Below are 17,685 nucleotides of genomic sequence, written 5' to 3'. Positions count from 1 at the left end.
AATATGGACCCGAAATCGGCAGGCGTAACCGGGTCTGGGTTTGAGGCACGCTAAATCGGTGGCTCGACCGGGTCGTCTGCATCATCGCTGTCGGGAAGTGTATCTGCCGATAATCCACTGACGTTAATAACTATCAGTATTCGACTGTTTGAATGTGTTGCGCTGAGTCCGGTAACGGCTGTTCAGGCCTCGGTTAGCTCATGAAGCGGGCACGCAGGCAGGTGCCTTGGGCTGATCGTCGTTAGAGGAATCAGGGTGTGCTCGTCGGTAGCCTTGGAAGGCTCGTCAGGAAAGACGTGCACCGCTGGCAAAAGAGCCAGGTCTGACGCGGTGAAGCAGGTTGTCTTGGTCGCGTCTGCGGCTTTGACGGTGAAGCATCAAGCGTTATTCCGCAAATGCCATAAGCCCGGCTTGAGGGCCGGGCTTGGCAGAAGCTTGCTACGGACGTCTGTGTATTAGTACAGACGTACGGCGCGGCGCTGTTCGCGCTGAACTTTCTTGGCGTGACGCTTAACAGCGGCTGCTGCCTTGCGCTTACGCTCAGAAGTCGGCTTCTCGTAGAATTCGCGGCTACGAACTTCAGCCAGAACACCGGCTTTTTCGCAGGAGCGCTTGAAACGACGCAGAGCTACGTCGAAGGGTTCGTTCTCTTTTACTTTGACGGCTGGCATCCAGAGCTACCTTCATTCATTACCGGGGTCAACATCCTCGCGGCAAAAGAGCACTTGAAGACGTCGGTTTTTAAGGGTTGCGGATGTTAACCCCTCAACGCTCGGAATGCAAAGCCTCTGATCGAAAACCGCTGGTCGGGGCACAACGTGGCGACTATTATGCGCGCCTTCGAATTCAGCCTCTACAAGGCGCAAACCCATGCTAGTACTGGGATTAGAAACCTCTTGCGACGAAACCGGTGTCGCACTTTTCGACAGTGAACGCGGCCTGCTGGCCGATGCGCTGTTCAGCCAGATCGACCTGCATCGCGCCTATGGCGGGGTGGTGCCCGAGTTGGCCTCCCGTGATCACGTCAAGCGCATGCTGCCCTTGATCCGTCAGGTTCTGGCCGAAGCTGGCTGCGTGCCGACCGAGATCGACGGCATCGCCTACACCGCCGGCCCGGGCCTGGTGGGCGCGTTGCTGGTGGGCGCTTCCTGTGCCCAGGCGCTGGCCTTTGCCTGGGGTATCCCGGCCTTGGGTGTGCATCACATGGAAGGCCACTTGCTTGCGCCGATGCTGGAGCCGCAACCGCCACAGTTTCCGTTCGTCGCTTTGTTGGTATCGGGCGGCCATACGCAGCTCATCCGGGTCGATGGCATCGGCCAATACGAGTTGCTCGGCGAAACCCTCGACGATGCCGCCGGCGAAGCGTTCGACAAAACTGCAAAAATGATGGGCCTCAATTATCCAGGCGGGCCGGAAATCTCCCGGCTTGCAACGCAAGGGGTCGATGGGCGCTTCGTGTTCCCGCGACCGATGTGCGACCGCCCGGGCCTGGATTTCAGTTTCAGCGGATTGAAGACCTTCGCGCTGAACACCTGGCAGCAGTGCGTCAGCGCCGGGGACGACAGTGAACAAGCCCGTTGCGACATCTCGCTGGCGTTCCAGCAGGCCGTGGTGGAGACTTTGACCATCAAGTGCAAGCGTGCCCTCAAGCAGGCCGGGCTCAAGCGCCTGGTGATCGCCGGTGGTGTGAGCGCGAACAAGGCCCTGCGCACATCGCTGGAGAAAATGCTCGGCGACATGAAGGGCGACGTTTACTACGCCCGACCGGAGTTCTGTACAGATAACGGCGCAATGATTGCCTTTGCCGGCTGCCAGCGATTGCAGGCCGGCCAGCAGGAAAGCCTGGCGATAAGTGTGCAGGCGCGCTGGCCGATGGAGCAGTTGGCGCCGCTGTGAGGCGTCATTTAAAAATGCCGTTCGCGCCCGGCGAACAGGTCGCGTAGATTGCCCCGGTGACGCCAGACGATCAGTGCGACCAGGGCGGTCATTGGTAGCAAGGCCGCCGGTTCCTGCCAGGCCAGCAACGGTAGGGTCAACGGCGTGGCGATCAGCGCGGCCAGGGAGCTGGTGCGGGTCAGGTAGAAGGTCAGCAGCCAGGCACAGACAGCCAGCAGGGCGGCGGGCGGGTACAGGCCCAGCAGCATGCCGGCGGCGGTGGCGACACCCTTGCCGCCCCGAAAGCGAAAGTACAGCGGGAATAGATGGCCGATGACGGCGCAGACGCCGATCCAGGCCTGTTGCTGCAACGAGAGCCCTGCAAGGCTGGCGATCAATACCGGGACAAGGCCTTTGCAGAGGTCGCCCAGCAGGGTCAGGATCGCGAGTTTGCGTCCGGCCAGGCGCAGCATGTTGGTGGCTCCGGCATTGCCTGAGCCACTCATTCGCGGATCCGGGCGACCGGTCAGGCGGCTGAGCAAAATGGCGAAGGACAGCGAGCCGAGCAGGTAGGCGAGAATCGCCAGTAACCAAAACATGCTAACTATTCCGGGCGAGGACGCCCTGATTCTAACGGCGCATTGCGCCCTTGTCGTGCTGCGGAGAAGAGTGCTTGGACAGAGTGTTTATCGAGGGCCTGGAAGTCGACACGGTAATCGGTGCCTACGACTGGGAGCGAGGCATCCGACAGTGCCTGCGGCTTGACCTGAGCTTCGCCTGGGACAACCGCCCGGCTGCCGCGGGCGACGACCTGACCCTGGCGCTCGACTACGCCAGCGTCTCCTCGCGCATCCAGGCGTTTGCCGAGCAGGCGCAGTTCCAATTGGTCGAGACCTTCGCCGAGCGACTGGCCCAGGAACTCATGGATGAGTTCAAGATCACCTGGTTGCGTCTGAAAGTGACCAAGCCCGGCGCCGTACCGGCGGCCAGCGGCGTTGGCGTGGAGATCGAGCGCGGATGCCGCTGACTCAGGTTTTTCTCGGGCTCGGCAGCAACATCGAGCGCGAAACCCATCTATGCGCCGGTCTGGAGGCCTTGGCCGGATTCCTGGTGGACATGCGCTGTTCGGCCGTGTTCGAGAGCCAGCCGGTGGGTATCAAAAGCGGGCCTTTCTTCAATTTTGTCGTTTCGGCCTTCACGGATCTGCCGCTGATGGAGCTGGATCGTCGCCTCAAGTTCATCGAGGCGGACAACGGTCGCTATGCGCCGGACCGCAAGGGGCTGCCGCTGGATATCGACGTGCTGTTATATGGCGAACAGGTTGGCAACTTCGACGGGCTGATCCTGCCTCGCGCGGAGATCCTCAAGAACGCCTTCGTGTTGTGGCCGTTGTCGTTGATCGCGCCGGATCGGATTCATCCTGGTGTGGGCAAGAGCTTTGCCGCGTTGTGGGAAGAAGCGCAGATTGATCAGGTACTGGCGCCGGTGGCTTTCGAATGGCGGGGGGAGCAACTTACGCCTTTGGACCTGCTGCGACTTTCATAACGTTATCGCGAGCAGGCTCGCTCCCACATTTGATCTATGCGAACGCAGAGGCCATGTCTGCCACGAGCCCTGTGGGAGCGAGCCTGCTCGCGATCAGATCGGCGCACTCACCTGAGCTGCAAACGGGGTGTCAGCCCGCTGATTCCTTATACGCTTTCAATACCCTGAGTCGCTCCCGTTTGATCGCCTCACCCAGCTCCGGACCCTTGAAACCTTTCTCCAGCAAAGGCTGCACTGCCACTGCGCGGGCCGCCGCTGCTGCGCCGCGCAGATAATCCGCCTGTGGATAACTTCGATTTTCCAGGCCTTTGCGACCACGGGCATCCATCTCGCACGCCGCGATGAACTCCTCGAAGCGCTGAGGCCGACGGTACACGTCAAAACTCTGCAACAGCTCAAGCAAGGTGGACGCCTTCAGCTCAAGCGCACGATGAGCATGGGTGTGATACTGGCCGACCAACAGTGCCAGTTCCTGACAATCGCGCGGTACCTTGAAGCGCTCATTGACCGCTTTGATCAGCTTCAAGCCTTTGTGCTCATGGGCGATGTGCCGCGGCCATTCGTGTTCGGGTGTCAGGCCTTTGCCCAGGTCATGGAGCAGGCAAGCCCAGCGGACGGTCAGGGGTTGCTGGTGCAGTGCCGCCTGTTCCAGCACGCTCAGGGTGTGCAAGCCCGTGTCGATTTCCGGGTGGTGGGCTTCAGGCTGAGGCACGCCGAACAGCGCATCGACCTCGGGCATCAGAACCTTGAGGGCCGTGCAGTCGCGTAGGACCTGGATAAATACCTGTGGCTGTTTTTCCATGAGGGCGCGGGAAATTTCTTTCCAACTGCGCTCGGCCGTCAATGCTTCCAATTCGCCGGACTCACTGAGCTGGCGCATCAGTCCAAGGGTTTCGTCCGCCACCTTGAAGCCCAGCGGTGCATAGCGTGCGGCAAAGCGGGCAACTCGCAAAACTCGGAGGGGATCTTCGGCGAAAGCGGGGGATACGTGACGCAGAACGCGGGCTTCCAGATCGCGTTGGCCGTGGTACGGATCGGTCAGGTTGCCATGGTCATCTTCAGCCATGGCGTTGATGGTCAAGTCCCGGCGAACCAGGTCCTCCTCCAAGGTCACTTCAGGGCTGGCATGGAACACGAAGCCGCCATAGCCTCGACCGCTCTTGCGTTCGGTACGGGCGAGGGCGTATTCCTCGCCGGTCTTCGGGTCGAGGAATACCGGAAAGTCAGCCCCCACGGGGCGAAAACCTTTGGCGAGCATTTCCTCGGCGGTGGCCCCCACGACGACCCGATCGATGTCGGTGACGGGAATGCCCAGCAGGCGATCGCGAACGGCGCCGCCAACTTTATAGATCTGCATAAAAAACCTCCGTTGATCCGACAGGATAACCTTTGCGTCGGACCTCCGGAGGCGAAAACGGGATCAAAGATGAATGACCGCCAGGTCCAGGCGGCCATAGTCTCCTTCGGCTTGTTCGCCTTTGGGAGGTACATGATGGGTTTTCATCACTTGGTCGCCTTGCAGGGTTTCCAGGTGGATGTCGAAACCCCAGAGCCGGTGCAGGTGCTTGAGCACTTCATCGGTGGAGTCGCCCAGTGGTTTGCGGTTGTGCGCCTGGTGCCGCAGGGTCAGCGAGCGATCGCCGCGGCGGTCGATGCTGTAGATCTGCACGTTGGGCTCGCGATTGCCCAGGTTGTACTGCGCCGCCAGGGTTTCGCGGATGATGCGATAGCCGCTCTCATCGTGAATGGCGGGCACTACCAAGTCATCTTTCTGGTCATCATCCAGAATGCTGAACAATTTCAGGTCGCGGATCACCTTGGGCGAGAGGTACTGCAAGATGAAGCTTTCGTCCTTGAAACTGCTCATGGCGAATTTAATGGCGGACAACCAGTCCGAACCGGCGATTTCCGGGAACCAGCGACGATCTTCCTCGGTGGGGTTTTCGCACATGCGGCGGATGTCGCGGTACATGGCGAAACCCAGTGCGTAAGGGTTGATGCCGCTGTAGTACGGGCTGTCGAAACCAGGTTGGAACACCACGCTGGTGTGGGACGTCAGGAACTCCATCATGAAGCCGTCGGTAACCAGGCCCTCGTCGTACAGGTCGTTCATCAGCGTGTAGTGCCAGAACGTGGCCCATCCCTCGTTCATGACCTGGGTTTGGCGTTGTGGATAGAAATACTGGGCGATCTTACGCACGATACGCACGATTTCCCGCTGCCACGGTTCCAACAGGGGCGCATGTTTTTCAATGAAATAGAGAATGTTCTCCTGGGGCTCGGCAGGAAAACGGGCATTGTCTTTTTCGTTGTACTTGTCTGCACCCTTGGGAATGGTGCGCCACAGATCGTTGATCTGTTTTTGCAGGTGCTCTTCGCGGTCCTTTTGGCGCCGGCGTTCTTCTTCGGCGGAAATCGGATACGGCCGTTTGTAGCGGTCCACGCCGTAGTTCATCAGGGCGTGGCAGGAGTCCAGGAGGTCCTCCACCGCGTCGATGCCATGGCGCTCCTCGCACTGCATGATGTACTGCTTGGCAAACACCAGGTAATCGATGATCGAGCTGGCATCGGTCCAGGTGCGGAACAGGTAGTTGCCCTTGAAGAAGCTGTTGTGCCCATAGCAGGCATGCGCCACCACCAGGGCCTGCATGCAGATGGTGTTTTCCTCCATCAGGTAGGCGATGCAGGGGTCGGAGTTGATGACGATCTCATAGGCCAGTCCCATCTGGCCTCGACTGTAGGATTTCTCGGTACTGAGGAAGTGCTTGCCGTAGGACCAGTGGTGATAGCCCAGCGGCATGCCGACCGACGCATAGGCGTCCATCATTTGCTCGGCGGTGATCACCTCGATCTGGTTCGGGTAGGTGTCGAGGGCGTAGCGGTCCGCGATACGGCTGATTTCGCGGTCGTAGGCCTTGATCAGCTCGAACGTCCATTCGGAGCCGGTGGAAATGGGCTGGCGCTTCTGCTCTTTTTTGGCGGTCATGTCACTAACCTGCGCTGGAAGAGTTCACGGAAGACCGGGTAGATATCCCCGGCCGAGACCAGTTGCTGTTGGGCAAATGTGTCGGAAAAAGCTTCGGCTATCCGTTCGTATTCGTACCACAGGGCCTGGTGTTCGCGTGGAGTAATCTCCACATAAGTGTAGTACTGGACGAATGGCATGATCTGGTTGATCAGGATGTCGCGACAGATCGGTGAGTCGTCATTCCAGTTGTCGCCGTCCGACGCCTGGGCTGCATAGATGTTCCATTCGTTGGCGGGGTAGCGTTCGGCCATGATCTCCTGCATCAGCTTCAGGGCGCTGGAGACAATGGTGCCGCCGGTCTCCCTGGAGTAGAAGAATTCCTCTTCGTCCACTTCCCTGGCGCTGGTGTGGTGGCGGATGAACACTACATCGATCTTGTCGTAGTTCCGCTTCAGGAACAGGTACAACAGGATGAAGAAGCGTTTGGCGATGTCCTTGGTGGCCTGGGTCATGGAGCCGGATACGTCCATCAGGCAGAACATCACCGCCTTGGAGCTGGGGTTTGGCTGTTTCACCAGCAGGTTGTACTTGAGGTCGAAGGTGTCGAGGAACGGTACGCGGTGGATGCGTGCGCTGAGTTTCTCGATTTCCGCTTCCAGGTCCTGAATATCGCCAAAATTGTCGGGTTCTTCGCGTTTCAGGCGGGCCAGTTCTTCCTTGGCCTCGCGCAGTTTTGCCCGGCTGCTGCCCGACAGCGCGATACGCCGTGCGTGGGCGGAGCGGAGGGTGCGGATGATATTGATGCGTGACGGATTGCCTTCATTGCTGATACCGGCCCGCACGGTCTTGAAGGTGTCGGTGCCGGTCAGGTTGCGCTTGACCAGGTTCGGCAGTTCCAGGTCCTCGAACATGAACTCCAGGAATTCCTCCTGGGTGATCTGGAACACGAACTCATCCATGCCTTCGCCGGAGTTGCCGGCTTTACCGGGCCCTTTGCCGCCACCACCACCCTGGGGACGGGGGATGTGCTCGCCACTGGTGAATTCCTTGTTGCCTGGGTGCACGACGGTCTGTTTGCCGCCGCGGCCATGGTGAAGCACCGGCTCGTCGATATCGCGGCCGGGGATGCTGATCTGTTCGCCGTGCTCCATGTCGGTAATGGAGCGCCGGCTGACCGCCTCTTCGACGGCCTTCTTGATGTGGTCACGGTAGCGCCGCAGAAACCGCTGGCGGTTCACCGTGCTCTTGTTCTTGCCATTAAGGCGTCGGTCGATCACATAGCTCATAGGCCCCTCCGGGGGAGCTTCAAGTCGTAAGCCTCAGGCTGCAAGAGGAGTGGCGTCGAGCCTTGGGCTCAACGCCGTTCCTTGCAGCTTGTAGCTAGAAGCTTGCCGCTGCTTACTGCGATTTCCGGACCCGCAGGTACCACTCGGAGAGCAGCCGTACCTGTTTGTCGGTGTAGCCACGTTCGACCATGCGTGTAACGAAGTCGTTGTGTTTTTGCTGGTCCTCCTTGCTGGCCTTGGCGTTGAAGCTGATGACTGGCAGCAGGTCTTCGGTGTTGGAGAACATTTTCTTCTCGATGACCACCCGCAGCTTTTCATAGCTGAGCCAGGTTGGGTTCTTGCCGTTGTTGTTGGCCCGGGCGCGCAGCACGAAGTTGACGATCTCGTTGCGGAAATCCTTCGGATTGCTGATGCCTGCCGGTTTCTCGATTTTCTCCAGCTCTTCGTTGAGGGCCACGCGATTGAGTATTTCGCCGGTTTCCGGGTCGCGGTATTCCTGGTCCTGGATCCAGAAGTCTGCGTACAGCACGTAGCGGTCGAAGATGTTCTGGCCGTATTCGCTGTAGGACTCCAGGTATGCGGTCTGGATTTCCTTGCCGATGAACTCGATGTAGCGCGGGGCAAGGTACTCCTTGAGGAAACGCAGGTAACGCTCGCGGGTTTCGGCCTGGAATTGCTCCTGCTCGATCTGCTGTTCCAGCACATACAGCAGGTGAACCGGGTTGGCCGCGATCTCGTGAGGGTCGAAGTTGAAGACCTTGGACAGGATCTTGAACGCGAAGCGTGTGGACAGACCGTTCATGCCTTCATCGACCCCCGCGTTGTCGCGGTATTCCTGGATCGACTTGGCCTTCGGATCGGTGTCCTTGAGGTTTTCACCGTCGTACACGCGCATCTTCGAATAGATGTTGGAGTTTTCCGGCTCCTTGAGGCGCGACAGCACCGTGAACTGGGCCAGCATCTTCAGCGTGTCAGGGGCGCAATGGGCCTTGGACAGCGAGCTGTTGAACAGCAGCTTGTCGTAGATCTTCACTTCGTCGGTCACCCGCAGGCAGTACGGCACCTTGACGATGTAGATCCGGTCGATGAAGGCCTCGTTGTTCTTGTTGTTGCGGAAGGTATGCCATTCCGACTCGTTGGAGTGAGCCAGCAGGATGCCGGTGAACGGAATGGCCCCCAGGCCCTCGGTGCTGTTGTAGTTGCCTTCCTGGGTGGCGGTCAGCAGGGGGTGCAGCACCTTGATGGGCGCCTTGAACATTTCGACGAACTCCATCAGGCCCTGGTTGGCCCGGCACAGCGCACCCGAGTAGCTGTAGGCATCGGCGTCGTTCTGTGGGAATTCTTCCAGTTTGCGGATATCGACCTTGCCCACCAGGGCCGAAATATCCTGGTTGTTTTCGTCGCCCGGCTCGGTCTTGGCCACTGCGATCTGGTTAAGGATCGAAGGGTAGAGCTTGACCACACGGAACTGGCTGATGTCACCACCGAATTCGGCGAGGCGCTTGGTGGCCCATGGCGACATGATGGTATTGAGGTAGCGGCGTGGAATGCCGAAGTCTTCCTCGAGGATCGCGCCGTCCTCTGTGGCGTTGAAGAGGCCCAGGGGCGATTCGAACACCGGCGAGCCCTTGATCGCGTAGAAGGGCACTTTTTCGATCAGTTGCTTGAGTTTTTCGGCCAGGGACGATTTACCGCCGCCCACGGGGCCGAGCAGATAAAGGATTTGCTTCTTCTCTTCCAGGCCTTGGGCGGCATGGCGGAAATAGGACACGATCTGTTCGATGCATTCTTCCATCCCATGGAAGTCTGCAAAGGCCGGATAGCGGCGAATCACCTTGTTGGAAAAGATTCGCGAGAGCCTCGAGTTGGTCGAGGTATCCAGCAGTTCCGGTTCTCCGATTGCCAGCAACAGACGCTCCGCAGCCGATGCGTAGGCGCTACGGTCCTGTTTGCAGAGTTCGAGGTATTCCTGCAGCGAGTATTCCTCCTGCCGCGTGGACTCGAAACGTTGCTGGAAGTGGCTAAAAATACTCATGACGTCACCTCGCTCGATACGTGGAGCCGGTGGCGGATCAATCAGTCGATGCTGGTCAGCCGCTGGTGGAACCCAGCTGCTGCTTACCCCCCAGAATGCTTTCAAGAATGCAGGCTCTTGAAAGCTTACTCCCGATGACCCGTGCGCCGGTGTACCGGCTCTCCCCTGTTTTGGATGGCCTGAGGCTAAGGATAGTTCGGAATCGGAGAGGTAAAGGTGGAATACGTAATTAGTTGTGGCAGACCGTTCGTCTGCCAGTGCTCAAGCCCACGGTTCTCGCGGGCTTGGGACGGCATAAAAAATTATTCGTGAGTGCCTTTCGCTATTTCTGAAGGATAAGTCGTACGCCACAACTCAAAACCGCCGTCCATGCTGTAGACGTCACTGAAGCCCTGGCTGACCAGGTAGGCGGCTGCGCTCTGGCTGGAGTTGCCGTGATAGCAGACCACCATGGTAGGTGCGTCGAGGTCGGCGGCCCGGATGAAGTCGGCGATGGAGTGGTTATCCAGATGCCTGGAACCACTGATATGCGCAGCCGCAAAAGTGGCTGGGTCGCGGACGTCGACGACGACTGCGCCTTGCTCGCGCAGGGCCTGGGCCTGTTCCGGGGGGATGCGTTTGAATTCGGTCATGAGGACTCCTGTAGCGCTGAAACGCAACGCCGGTCAAACGGCAGTGCCGGCCGGCAATGGTGCAGTGGTCGGGTGGTGGATTTTAGCGTGGCCCTGCTCGTCGCAATCGCAACGCAGTTGCTCGAAAGTATCGACGTTCATCAGCGTCATGGCACTGCCCCACACGCAACCGGTATCGAGCGCGAAGACGCCGGGCTCGTCGGATTGGCCTCCCAGTGCCGCCCAGTGCCCGAAAATGATCTTCAGGTGACGGGTCTTGCGCTCGCTGTGCTTGAACCAGGGGGCGTAGCCAGGCGGTGCGGTCTCGATGCCTTCCTTGCCCTTGAGATCGAGCTTGCCGTCGCGGGTGCAGAAACGCATGCGCGTGAAGTAATTGGTGATGACCCGAAGACGGGCGCTACCGGTGAGGTCGTTGTCCCACTTGACCGGCTCGTTACCGTACATGCCATCCAGGTAGGGGGCGAACAGATTGTCGTCGCGCAATGCCTGCTCGACCTCGCCAGCGCATTTGAGTGCCTTGCGCAGGGACCATTGGGGCGGGATGCCAGCATGGACCAGCGCCAGGTTGCGCGCTTCGTCGTAGTGCATGAGCTTTTGCTGGCGCAACCACTCCAGCAGCTCGACGCAATCGGGGGCCGCGAGTATTTCGTTCAGGGTATCGGATTTTTTCAGGCGTTCGATGTTCTGCCAGGCGGCCAGCAGATGCAGGTCGTGGTTGCCGAGCACGCACACCAGCGACTGGCGGATGCTGTAGAGAAAACGCAACGTCTCGAGGGACTGCGGGCCGCGGTTGACCAGGTCACCCACCAGCCACAGCGTGTCTTTTTGCGGATCGAACTCGACGCGCTCCAGCAGGCATTTGAGCGGGTCGAGGCAGCCTTGCAGGTCACCGACCGCGTACGTGGCCATTAGTGCAGGGCTCCGGGCACGGCCAGGCGAAAGGGCTTGATGACGGCGTCGAAGCGTTTGCCGTCCTCGGCCAGCATCTGGTAGGTGCCCTGCATGGTACCGACCTTGGTCGTCATCACCGTTCCGCTGCTGTAGCTGTGGCTTTTGCCGGCGTCGATCAACGGCTGTTGGCCGACAACGCCTTCTCCACGCACTTCTTCGACATGGCCATCGCCGTCGGTGATGATCCAGTGCCGCGACAGCAGCCTGGCGGGCAAGGAGCCGTTATTGCGCACGGTAATGCTGTAGGCGAAGGCGAAGCGGTCATGCTCGGGTTGCGACTGTTCTGCCAGAAAACGTGTGGTGACGCTGACGTCGACCTGGTAACGAGGATCGGACATGCAAAAAGGCCTTAAAAGCGAAGCGGGACGCGGGCGCGACTCAGACGATCAGTCTAGGCCAAGTATCGGGTAGTAGGCCAGACTGGCGTACTGCCCGATAGCGATCGTCGTCCGCTCAGTTGGCGTCGACTTGCGGGGCGACCTGTTCGCTGAGCTTGTCGGCCAGGCGCACGAAAGCTGCCAGGTCCAGTTGCTCGGGGCGCAGGCTGCCATCGACGCCGGCGGCTTCGATTTCAGCGCTGCTGAGCAACAGTTTCAAGGTGTTGCGCAAGGTTTTGCGTCGTTGGTTGAACGCTTCGCGCACCACCCGCTCCAGCAGGCGATGATCCTTGGCCGGGTGCGGCAGCACGGCATGAGGCACCAGGCGGACGATGGCCGAGTCGACCTTCGGCGGCGGGTTGAATGCGCCCGGGCCGACGTTGAACAGATGTTCGACCCGGCAATGGTACTGGACCATGATCGACAGCCGACCCCAATCGCCACCACCCGGGCCGGCGGCGAGGCGCTCGACCACTTCTTTCTGCAGCATGAAGTGCATGTCGCGGATCAGGCTGGCGTTGCTCAGCAGGTGGAAAATCAGCGGCGTGGAGATGTTGTACGGCAGGTTTCCCACCACCCGCAGGCTGCTCGGCGCGGCGTCCAGGCTATTGAAGTCGAACTTCAGTGCGTCGCCCTGGTGCAGGTTGAAATTGCTCCTGCCGGCGAACTGCTGGTTGAGGATCGGGACCAGGTCCTTGTCCAGTTCCACCACGTCCAGTTGTGCGCCGCTGTCGAGCAGGCCTTCGGTCAGGGCGCCCTGGCCCGGTCCGATTTCCAGCAGGCGATCGTCGGGCTTGGCCCGGATGGAACGCAAGATGCGATCGATCACGCCGGCGTCATGCAGGAAGTTCTGGCCGAAGCGCTTGCGCGCGCGGTGTTGGTATTGCTCGGTCATAAATGGGTCTCGGCCATCTGGTAGGCGGTTTCCAGCGCGACTTGCAGGCTGCCGGTATCGATCTTGCCGCTGCCGGCCAGGTCCAGGGCGGTACCGTGGTCCACGGAGGTGCGGATGATCGGCAGGCCCAACGTTATGTTGACCGCTGCGCCGAAGCCTTTGTACTTCAGCACGGGCAGGCCCTGGTCGTGGTACATCGCCAGCACCGCGTCGCAGTGCTCCAGATATTTTGGGGTAAACAGAGTGTCGGCAGGCAGCGGGCCACGCAGGTCCATGCCCTCGCTGCGCAAGCGCTCCAAGGTGGGTTCGATGATGTCGATTTCTTCACGGCCCAGGTGTCCGCCTTCACCGGCATGGGGATTGAGCCCACAGACCAGGATGCGTGGCCGGGCGATGCCGAATTTTTCCTGGAGGTCGGCGTGCAGGATGCGCGTGACCCGCTCAAGGCGTTCCGGGGTGATGGCGTCGGCGATGTCCCGCAAGGGCAGGTGAGTGGTCACCAAGGCCACACGCAGGCCGCGGGTCGCGAGCATCATCACCACTTGCGCGGTGTGGGTCAGGTCGGCCAGGAATTCGGTGTGGCCGGAAAAGGCAATCCCGGATTCGTTGATCACGCCTTTGTGCACCGGAGCGGTGATCATGCCTGCGAAAGTCCCGTCCAGGCAGCCTTCGCCTGCGCGGGTCAGAGTTTGCAGGACGAACGCGGCGTTGGCCTTGTCCAGCTGCCCGGTGACGACCGGCGCGCCCAGGGACGTATCCCAGACGTACAGGCTGTTGGCGGGCGCCGGGACATTCGGCCAGGCTTGCGGTGTTACCGGCAGCAGGTCGACGACCACCCCCAGCTGCGCGGCCCGCTCAAGGAGCAGGTCGCGACTGGTAATGGCAATCAGGGGATACGGCTGGGGTTGCGAGGCGAGCAGCAGGCACAGGTCGGGACCGATGCCGGCTGGTTCGCCGGGTGTCAGCGCGAAACGCTTGGGTTTCACTGCGCTGCCTGGTCTGCACCAGGGAGTTTGATTTCAACGTAGGCTTCGTCGCGAATCTGACGCAGCCAGGTTTGCAGCTCTTCGTCGTATTTGCGGTTGCGCAACACGGTCATCGCCTGTTGTTCGCGAGCCTGGGTGGTGCTGTCGGTGGCGCGGCGGCCAAGGACTTCCAGCACGTGCCAGCCATAAGGGCTCTTGAACGGTTTGGACAGCTGGCCTTGCGGGGTGTCGGCCATGACTTGGCGGAACTCCGGAACCAGTGCATTCGGGTCGACCCAGTTCAGGTCGCCGCCGTTGAGGGCCGATCCCGGGTCTTCCGAGAAACTCTTCGCCAGTTCGGCGAAGTCTTCGCCCGCTTCGATGCGGTCGTAGAGTTTCTCCGCCAGACGCTTGGTCTCGGCTTCGCTGCGGATTTCACTTGGCTTGATCAGGATGTGGCGAACGTGCACTTCGTCACGGACCTGGGTTCCGCCACCGCGTTTTTCCAGCACTTTCAGGATGATGAAACCGCCGGGCGTACGAGCTGGCTGGGTGATGTCGCCCACGGCCATGGCGCTCAGTTCACGGTCGAACGGAGGCGGCAGTTGAGCAGGCTTGCGCCAACCCATGTCGCCGCCTTCCAGGGCATTGTCGCTGCCCGACTTGGCAATGGCCATCTGGCCGAAGTCAGCGCCTTGCTTGAGCTGCTGGTAGACATCCATCGCCTGGCGATAAGCACTCTGGATCGCTTCGGAGTTGGCGCTTTCCGGGGTAGGAATCAGGATGTTCGCCAGGTGCAGTTCTTCGGAAAGCTGCATTTTGCCCAGGTCGGACGCGAGGAAATTCTTCACTTCCTGCTCGGACACCTGGATGCGTTCGGCGACACGGCGCTGGCGCACACGGCTGATGACCATCTCGCGGCGGATCTGATCGCGGGCGTCCTCGTAGGAGAGGCCGTCGCGAGCCAGGGCGGCGCGGAACTGGTCGATGCTCATGTTATTGCGCTGGGCAATGGTGCCGACGGCCTGGTTCAGTTCTTCATCGGTGATACGAATGCCGGAGCGTTCGCCGATCTGCAGTTGCAGGTTTTCGACGATCAGGCGTTCGAGCACTTGCTGGTCCAGTACACCCGCTGGCGGCAAGCCACCGCCGCGCTTGGCGATGGTTTGCTGCACTTCATGGACGCGCTGGTCCAACTGGCTCTGCATGACCACGTCGTTGTCGACGATGGCCACCACTTTATCGATGGACTGCACCGCGGCGTTGGCCGCGGTACCCAGGAACAGCGCGCCCAGCATCAGCGGGCGCAGACAATCAGAAAGCTTGGTCTTCACGTTCACGATAACCTTGGATGCCTTTGTCGAGGAAACTCTCTACCTTGGTGCCGGTAAGACCGCCGAGTCCCTTCAGAACAATTTGGAGGAAGATGCCGTGGTCGCCTTTTTCGTTTTCCGGGGCGGCTTGACTGAACTCTTCATAGTCGACCCAGTAACGGTTGATCAGGCGCAGTTTCCAGCAGCAGTTGTCGTATTCGAAACCACCGAAGGCTTCCAGGGTACGGTTGCGGTTGTAGTCATACTGCCAGCGGCTGATGGCGTTCCACTGCGGCACGATCGGCCAGATGACCGAGAAGTCGTGCTGCTGAATCTTGTAGTAGTCCTTCACGTAGCCCGGGGTGCCCGGGGTGCCATAGTCGCCGCCGCCCACGGACCATTGGCCAGTGGTCTGGTCGTAACGGACCTGGTCGTTGCGATAGCGATAACCGGCGTTGATGACCTTGTTCGGGTTGTCTTCCGGCTGATAGTGGAACATCGCACTGCCCGAGCGCGGGCTGCGAGTGTCCGGATCCCAGTTATAGGTAGCCGTCGTGCGCCAGTCGCGGTTCCAGCGGAACTCGTATTCCAGTGCGTATGGCGATACATCTGACTTGGCATCTTCACGCGTGTTGAAGTCGATGCCCGGCAACTGGACTTCGCGGTCCTTGAAGTACAAGGCCTGGCCGACGCTGATACGCTGGCGTTCGAAACCATTTTCCTGGATCCAGCGGCTGGTTATGCCCAGCGACAGTTTGTTCTCGTCGCCGACACGGTCGGAGCCCGAGAAACGATTGTCACGGAACAGCGAGGAGTAGCTGAAGGTGTACTCACCGGTGTCGAACACAGGGATATCGCTCTGGTCTTTCTCAGGTACGTAGAGATAGAACAGGCGTGGTTCCAGCGTCTGGCGATAGTTGGTGCCGAACCACTGGGTATCACGGTCGAAATACAGGCCGCTATCGATGCTGGCGATTGGGACGCCGCGGCTCTGGCTGCCGCTGTAAGTGCCGCGCAGACGATCAGTTTCGGCGGATTGCGCGGCGATCTGGGATTTGCCAATGCCGTCCAGATCCAGGTCGTATTGGGTGTATTGGTATTTGAGCGACGGCGTGATGAAGCCGTAGGTGGCTTCCATCGGCAGGCTCATTACCGGCGCCAGATTCAGGCGAGTGCCATTAGCCCGGGCCAATCCGCGAACGTTGGAGTCCAGCCTCGGCTCGGAGTTGCCGTCTTCGTCGGTGTAGGTGCCGGTCCGCAGGTCACGATCAAACCGCACCAGTTCTGTCTTGTAAGCGAGGTCCAGGCCATATGGGTGTTGCGGCAGTTCACCGATGAAGGTGATCTGAGGCAAGCGGTTGTAAGGCGTGATCTTCGAAATTGTCGCCATTTGGTAGGCTTGGGCATTCACCCGCGCCGTGTAGCTGTCGCCGCGATAGCTGACTGCGCCTTGTTGATTGACGTAATCATTGGATTCGATGCCAATCTGATCGCTTTCAAGATCCTGGAAATAGTATGGATCGCTGATCTTGGTGTAGTCGACTTCCGTCAGCACGCGCGAATCGAGGCCGCCCTTGTGCTGCCAGTTGTACATATAGCGGGTCTTGTCGTAGTCGCTCTGCCCGCTGCGCTCATCGTCTTCGTCGTTGAGGTACGCCGCGCCGAACTGGCCTTCGCTGGATTTGGTCAGGTAGCGGAACTCGCCTTCCATCAACAGGCCGCGCTTGGCCATATAGCGCGGATACAACGTGGCATCGTAGTTCGGCGCCAGGTTGAAGTAGTACGGGGTGACCAGCAGGAAGCCGGTGTCGCTGCTGCTGCCGATGGTCGGCGGCAGGAAGCCGGACTGGCGACGGTCGTCGATCGGGAAATAAATATAAGGCGTGTACAGGACTGGAATGTCCTTGACCCGCAACGTCACGTTGGTCGCGGTACCGAAGCCGGTGGCCGGGTTCAGGGTGATGTTGTTGCCCTTGAGCGTCCAGGCGTTGCTGTTCGGTTCGCACGTGGTGTACGTACCATCCTTGAGACGGATGATCGCGTTCTCGGCGCGCTTGGCGTACAGCGCGTTACCGCGGATGCGCGACTTGTGCATCACGTATTCGGCGTTGTCGACCTTGGCTTCGCCGGTGTCCAGCTGCACATCGGCGTGGTCGCCGACGATCAGCGCGCCGTTGTCGCGAACGCGCACGTTGCCGCTCAGCTCACCACGGTTCTCGGCCTGGTACAGGCTCGCCTCGTCGGCTTCGACCTGCATGCTGCCCTGGCGCATGACCACGTCACCGGCCAGGGTCGCCACCTGTTCTTCCTGCTGATAGCGTGACGCCTTGGCGCCAAGGAAGGTGGGGGCGTCGCTCTTGGCCGTCTTGTCGTTCATGCCAGGACGAGTCGGTTCGATGTAGGCGCCCGAGCAGTAAGGGCCGGTCTCAGCCAATTGCGCAGGCGTGAGGTTCTCGCGCGGAACCCAGTCGAGGTGACTGTAGTCTGCACTGCGCGACTTCAGGCCGCGGCCCTTGGCTTCGGTAACGAGCATCGGCTTTTCGCCGACTTCCTCGCCCGAGCTGCTGTCGGCTGGAGCCGCGCCGCTGTCGGAAACCGCACTGCCGTCATGCACGGGACGCGGCGGCAACGCGGCGGCCGGTGTCTTGGGCGCACAGTCCCAGGCACCCGAAGCGGAGACGGAGCAGTCATACTGCTGCGCCGCGACGACGAATGAAGAGGCCAGGGGTTGCAGAGCCAGCAGACTGCCGGTGACCAGCAACGGAAATTTTTTACGAAACGCGGGGGATTTCAATGCCATCTTATTAGTCCGGGCTTCCTGCGTGCCATCTGCCCGCGGTGTG

At 60.3% G+C, this 17,685-nt stretch carries 16 protein-coding genes; 3 read left to right on the top strand and 13 right to left on the bottom strand.

Features of this window, described 5'->3' with window-relative positions; translation table 11 throughout:
* Positions 1 to 455: 455 nt before the first annotated feature.
* Positions 456 to 671, bottom strand: coding sequence for a 30S ribosomal protein S21 (rpsU, locus tag PSH86_RS27765; protein WP_002551877.1), 216 nt, complete (start codon positions 669 to 671; stop codon positions 456 to 458).
* 199 nt (positions 672 to 870) lie between these two features.
* Between rpsU and tsaD the strand changes: the two genes are divergently transcribed.
* Positions 871 to 1,896 (top strand): tRNA (adenosine(37)-N6)-threonylcarbamoyltransferase complex transferase subunit TsaD, encoded by a 1,026-nt coding sequence (gene tsaD / locus PSH86_RS27760; protein ID WP_305486305.1) that lies wholly within the window; start codon positions 871 to 873, stop codon positions 1,894 to 1,896.
* Between the two features lie 8 nt (positions 1,897 to 1,904).
* Here the strand turns inward: tsaD and plsY are convergent, their stop codons facing one another.
* On the bottom strand, positions 1,905 to 2,474 hold the full coding sequence (gene plsY / locus PSH86_RS27755; protein ID WP_003206189.1) for a glycerol-3-phosphate 1-O-acyltransferase PlsY: 570 nt from the start codon (positions 2,472 to 2,474) through the stop codon (positions 1,905 to 1,907).
* A gap of 74 nt (positions 2,475 to 2,548) precedes the next feature.
* Here plsY and folB point away from each other — a divergent pair, with 74 nt between their 5' ends.
* Positions 2,549 to 2,902: a dihydroneopterin aldolase gene (gene folB / locus PSH86_RS27750; RefSeq protein ID WP_039590767.1), complete on the top strand. Its 354-nt coding sequence runs from the start codon at positions 2,549 to 2,551 to the stop codon at positions 2,900 to 2,902.
* Entirely contained in the window at positions 2,893 to 3,420 is a 528-nt protein-coding gene (gene folK / locus PSH86_RS27745) for a 2-amino-4-hydroxy-6-hydroxymethyldihydropteridine diphosphokinase (RefSeq protein ID WP_109754981.1), read from the top strand. The genes folB and folK overlap by 10 nt, the downstream gene beginning before the upstream one ends.
* A 130-nt stretch (positions 3,421 to 3,550) precedes the next feature.
* On the opposite strand, the gene PSH86_RS27740 is transcribed toward folK, so the two are convergent.
* The 11 genes from PSH86_RS27740 to PSH86_RS27690 form a co-directional block, all read right to left on the bottom strand.
* Positions 3,551 to 4,777 carry a multifunctional CCA addition/repair protein gene (locus PSH86_RS27740; RefSeq protein WP_116833601.1) on the bottom strand — a complete coding sequence of 409 codons (1,227 nt, stop codon included), beginning with the start codon at positions 4,775 to 4,777 and terminating at the stop codon, positions 3,551 to 3,553.
* Between the two features lie 63 nt (positions 4,778 to 4,840).
* Complete coding sequence (locus PSH86_RS27735; protein WP_092255206.1) at positions 4,841 to 6,406, bottom strand: SpoVR family protein; 1,566 nt, start codon at positions 6,404 to 6,406, stop codon at positions 4,841 to 4,843.
* On the bottom strand, positions 6,403 to 7,674 hold the full coding sequence (locus PSH86_RS27730; RefSeq protein ID WP_003206179.1) for a YeaH/YhbH family protein: 1,272 nt from the start codon (positions 7,672 to 7,674) through the stop codon (positions 6,403 to 6,405). Before PSH86_RS27730 ends, PSH86_RS27735 begins: the two co-directional genes overlap by 4 nt.
* A gap of 112 nt (positions 7,675 to 7,786) precedes the next feature.
* Positions 7,787 to 9,709, bottom strand: coding sequence for a PrkA family serine protein kinase (locus PSH86_RS27725; RefSeq protein WP_109754979.1), 1,923 nt, complete (start codon positions 9,707 to 9,709; stop codon positions 7,787 to 7,789).
* 302 nt (positions 9,710 to 10,011) lie between these two features.
* Positions 10,012 to 10,341 carry a thiosulfate sulfurtransferase GlpE gene (gene glpE / locus PSH86_RS27720; RefSeq protein ID WP_305486294.1) on the bottom strand — a complete coding sequence of 110 codons (330 nt, stop codon included), beginning with the start codon at positions 10,339 to 10,341 and terminating at the stop codon, positions 10,012 to 10,014.
* 33 nt (positions 10,342 to 10,374) lie between these two features.
* The gene (locus PSH86_RS27715; RefSeq protein WP_109754977.1) at positions 10,375 to 11,250 is read right to left on the bottom strand and encodes a symmetrical bis(5'-nucleosyl)-tetraphosphatase; all 876 of its coding nucleotides are present in this window, start codon (positions 11,248 to 11,250) and stop codon (positions 10,375 to 10,377) included.
* The gene (gene apaG / locus PSH86_RS27710) at positions 11,250 to 11,630 is read right to left on the bottom strand and encodes a Co2+/Mg2+ efflux protein ApaG (protein ID WP_003206172.1); all 381 of its coding nucleotides are present in this window, start codon (positions 11,628 to 11,630) and stop codon (positions 11,250 to 11,252) included. Before apaG ends, PSH86_RS27715 begins: the two co-directional genes overlap by 1 nt.
* A gap of 115 nt (positions 11,631 to 11,745) precedes the next feature.
* Positions 11,746 to 12,564: a 16S rRNA (adenine(1518)-N(6)/adenine(1519)-N(6))-dimethyltransferase RsmA gene (gene rsmA, locus PSH86_RS27705; protein WP_109754976.1), complete on the bottom strand. Its 819-nt coding sequence runs from the start codon at positions 12,562 to 12,564 to the stop codon at positions 11,746 to 11,748.
* Positions 12,561 to 13,550: a 4-hydroxythreonine-4-phosphate dehydrogenase PdxA gene (gene pdxA / locus PSH86_RS27700; RefSeq protein WP_176689019.1), complete on the bottom strand. Its 990-nt coding sequence runs from the start codon at positions 13,548 to 13,550 to the stop codon at positions 12,561 to 12,563. Before pdxA ends, rsmA begins: the two co-directional genes overlap by 4 nt.
* Positions 13,547 to 14,863, bottom strand: coding sequence for a peptidylprolyl isomerase SurA (surA, locus tag PSH86_RS27695; protein WP_146042601.1), 1,317 nt, complete (start codon positions 14,861 to 14,863; stop codon positions 13,547 to 13,549). Before surA ends, pdxA begins: the two co-directional genes overlap by 4 nt.
* Positions 14,844 to 17,642 (bottom strand): LPS-assembly protein LptD, encoded by a 2,799-nt coding sequence (locus PSH86_RS27690; protein ID WP_109754974.1) that lies wholly within the window; start codon positions 17,640 to 17,642, stop codon positions 14,844 to 14,846. Before PSH86_RS27690 ends, surA begins: the two co-directional genes overlap by 20 nt.
* Positions 17,643 to 17,685 lie beyond the last annotated feature (43 nt).

Origin of the sequence: Pseudomonas sp. FP2300, from assembly GCF_030687595.1 — a bacterium.
Taxonomy (GTDB): Bacteria; Pseudomonadota; Gammaproteobacteria; order Pseudomonadales; family Pseudomonadaceae; genus Aquipseudomonas; species Aquipseudomonas bijieensis.
Note: the sequence above shows the minus strand (reverse complement) of the source record. Positions and strands in the feature narration are given on the sequence as shown.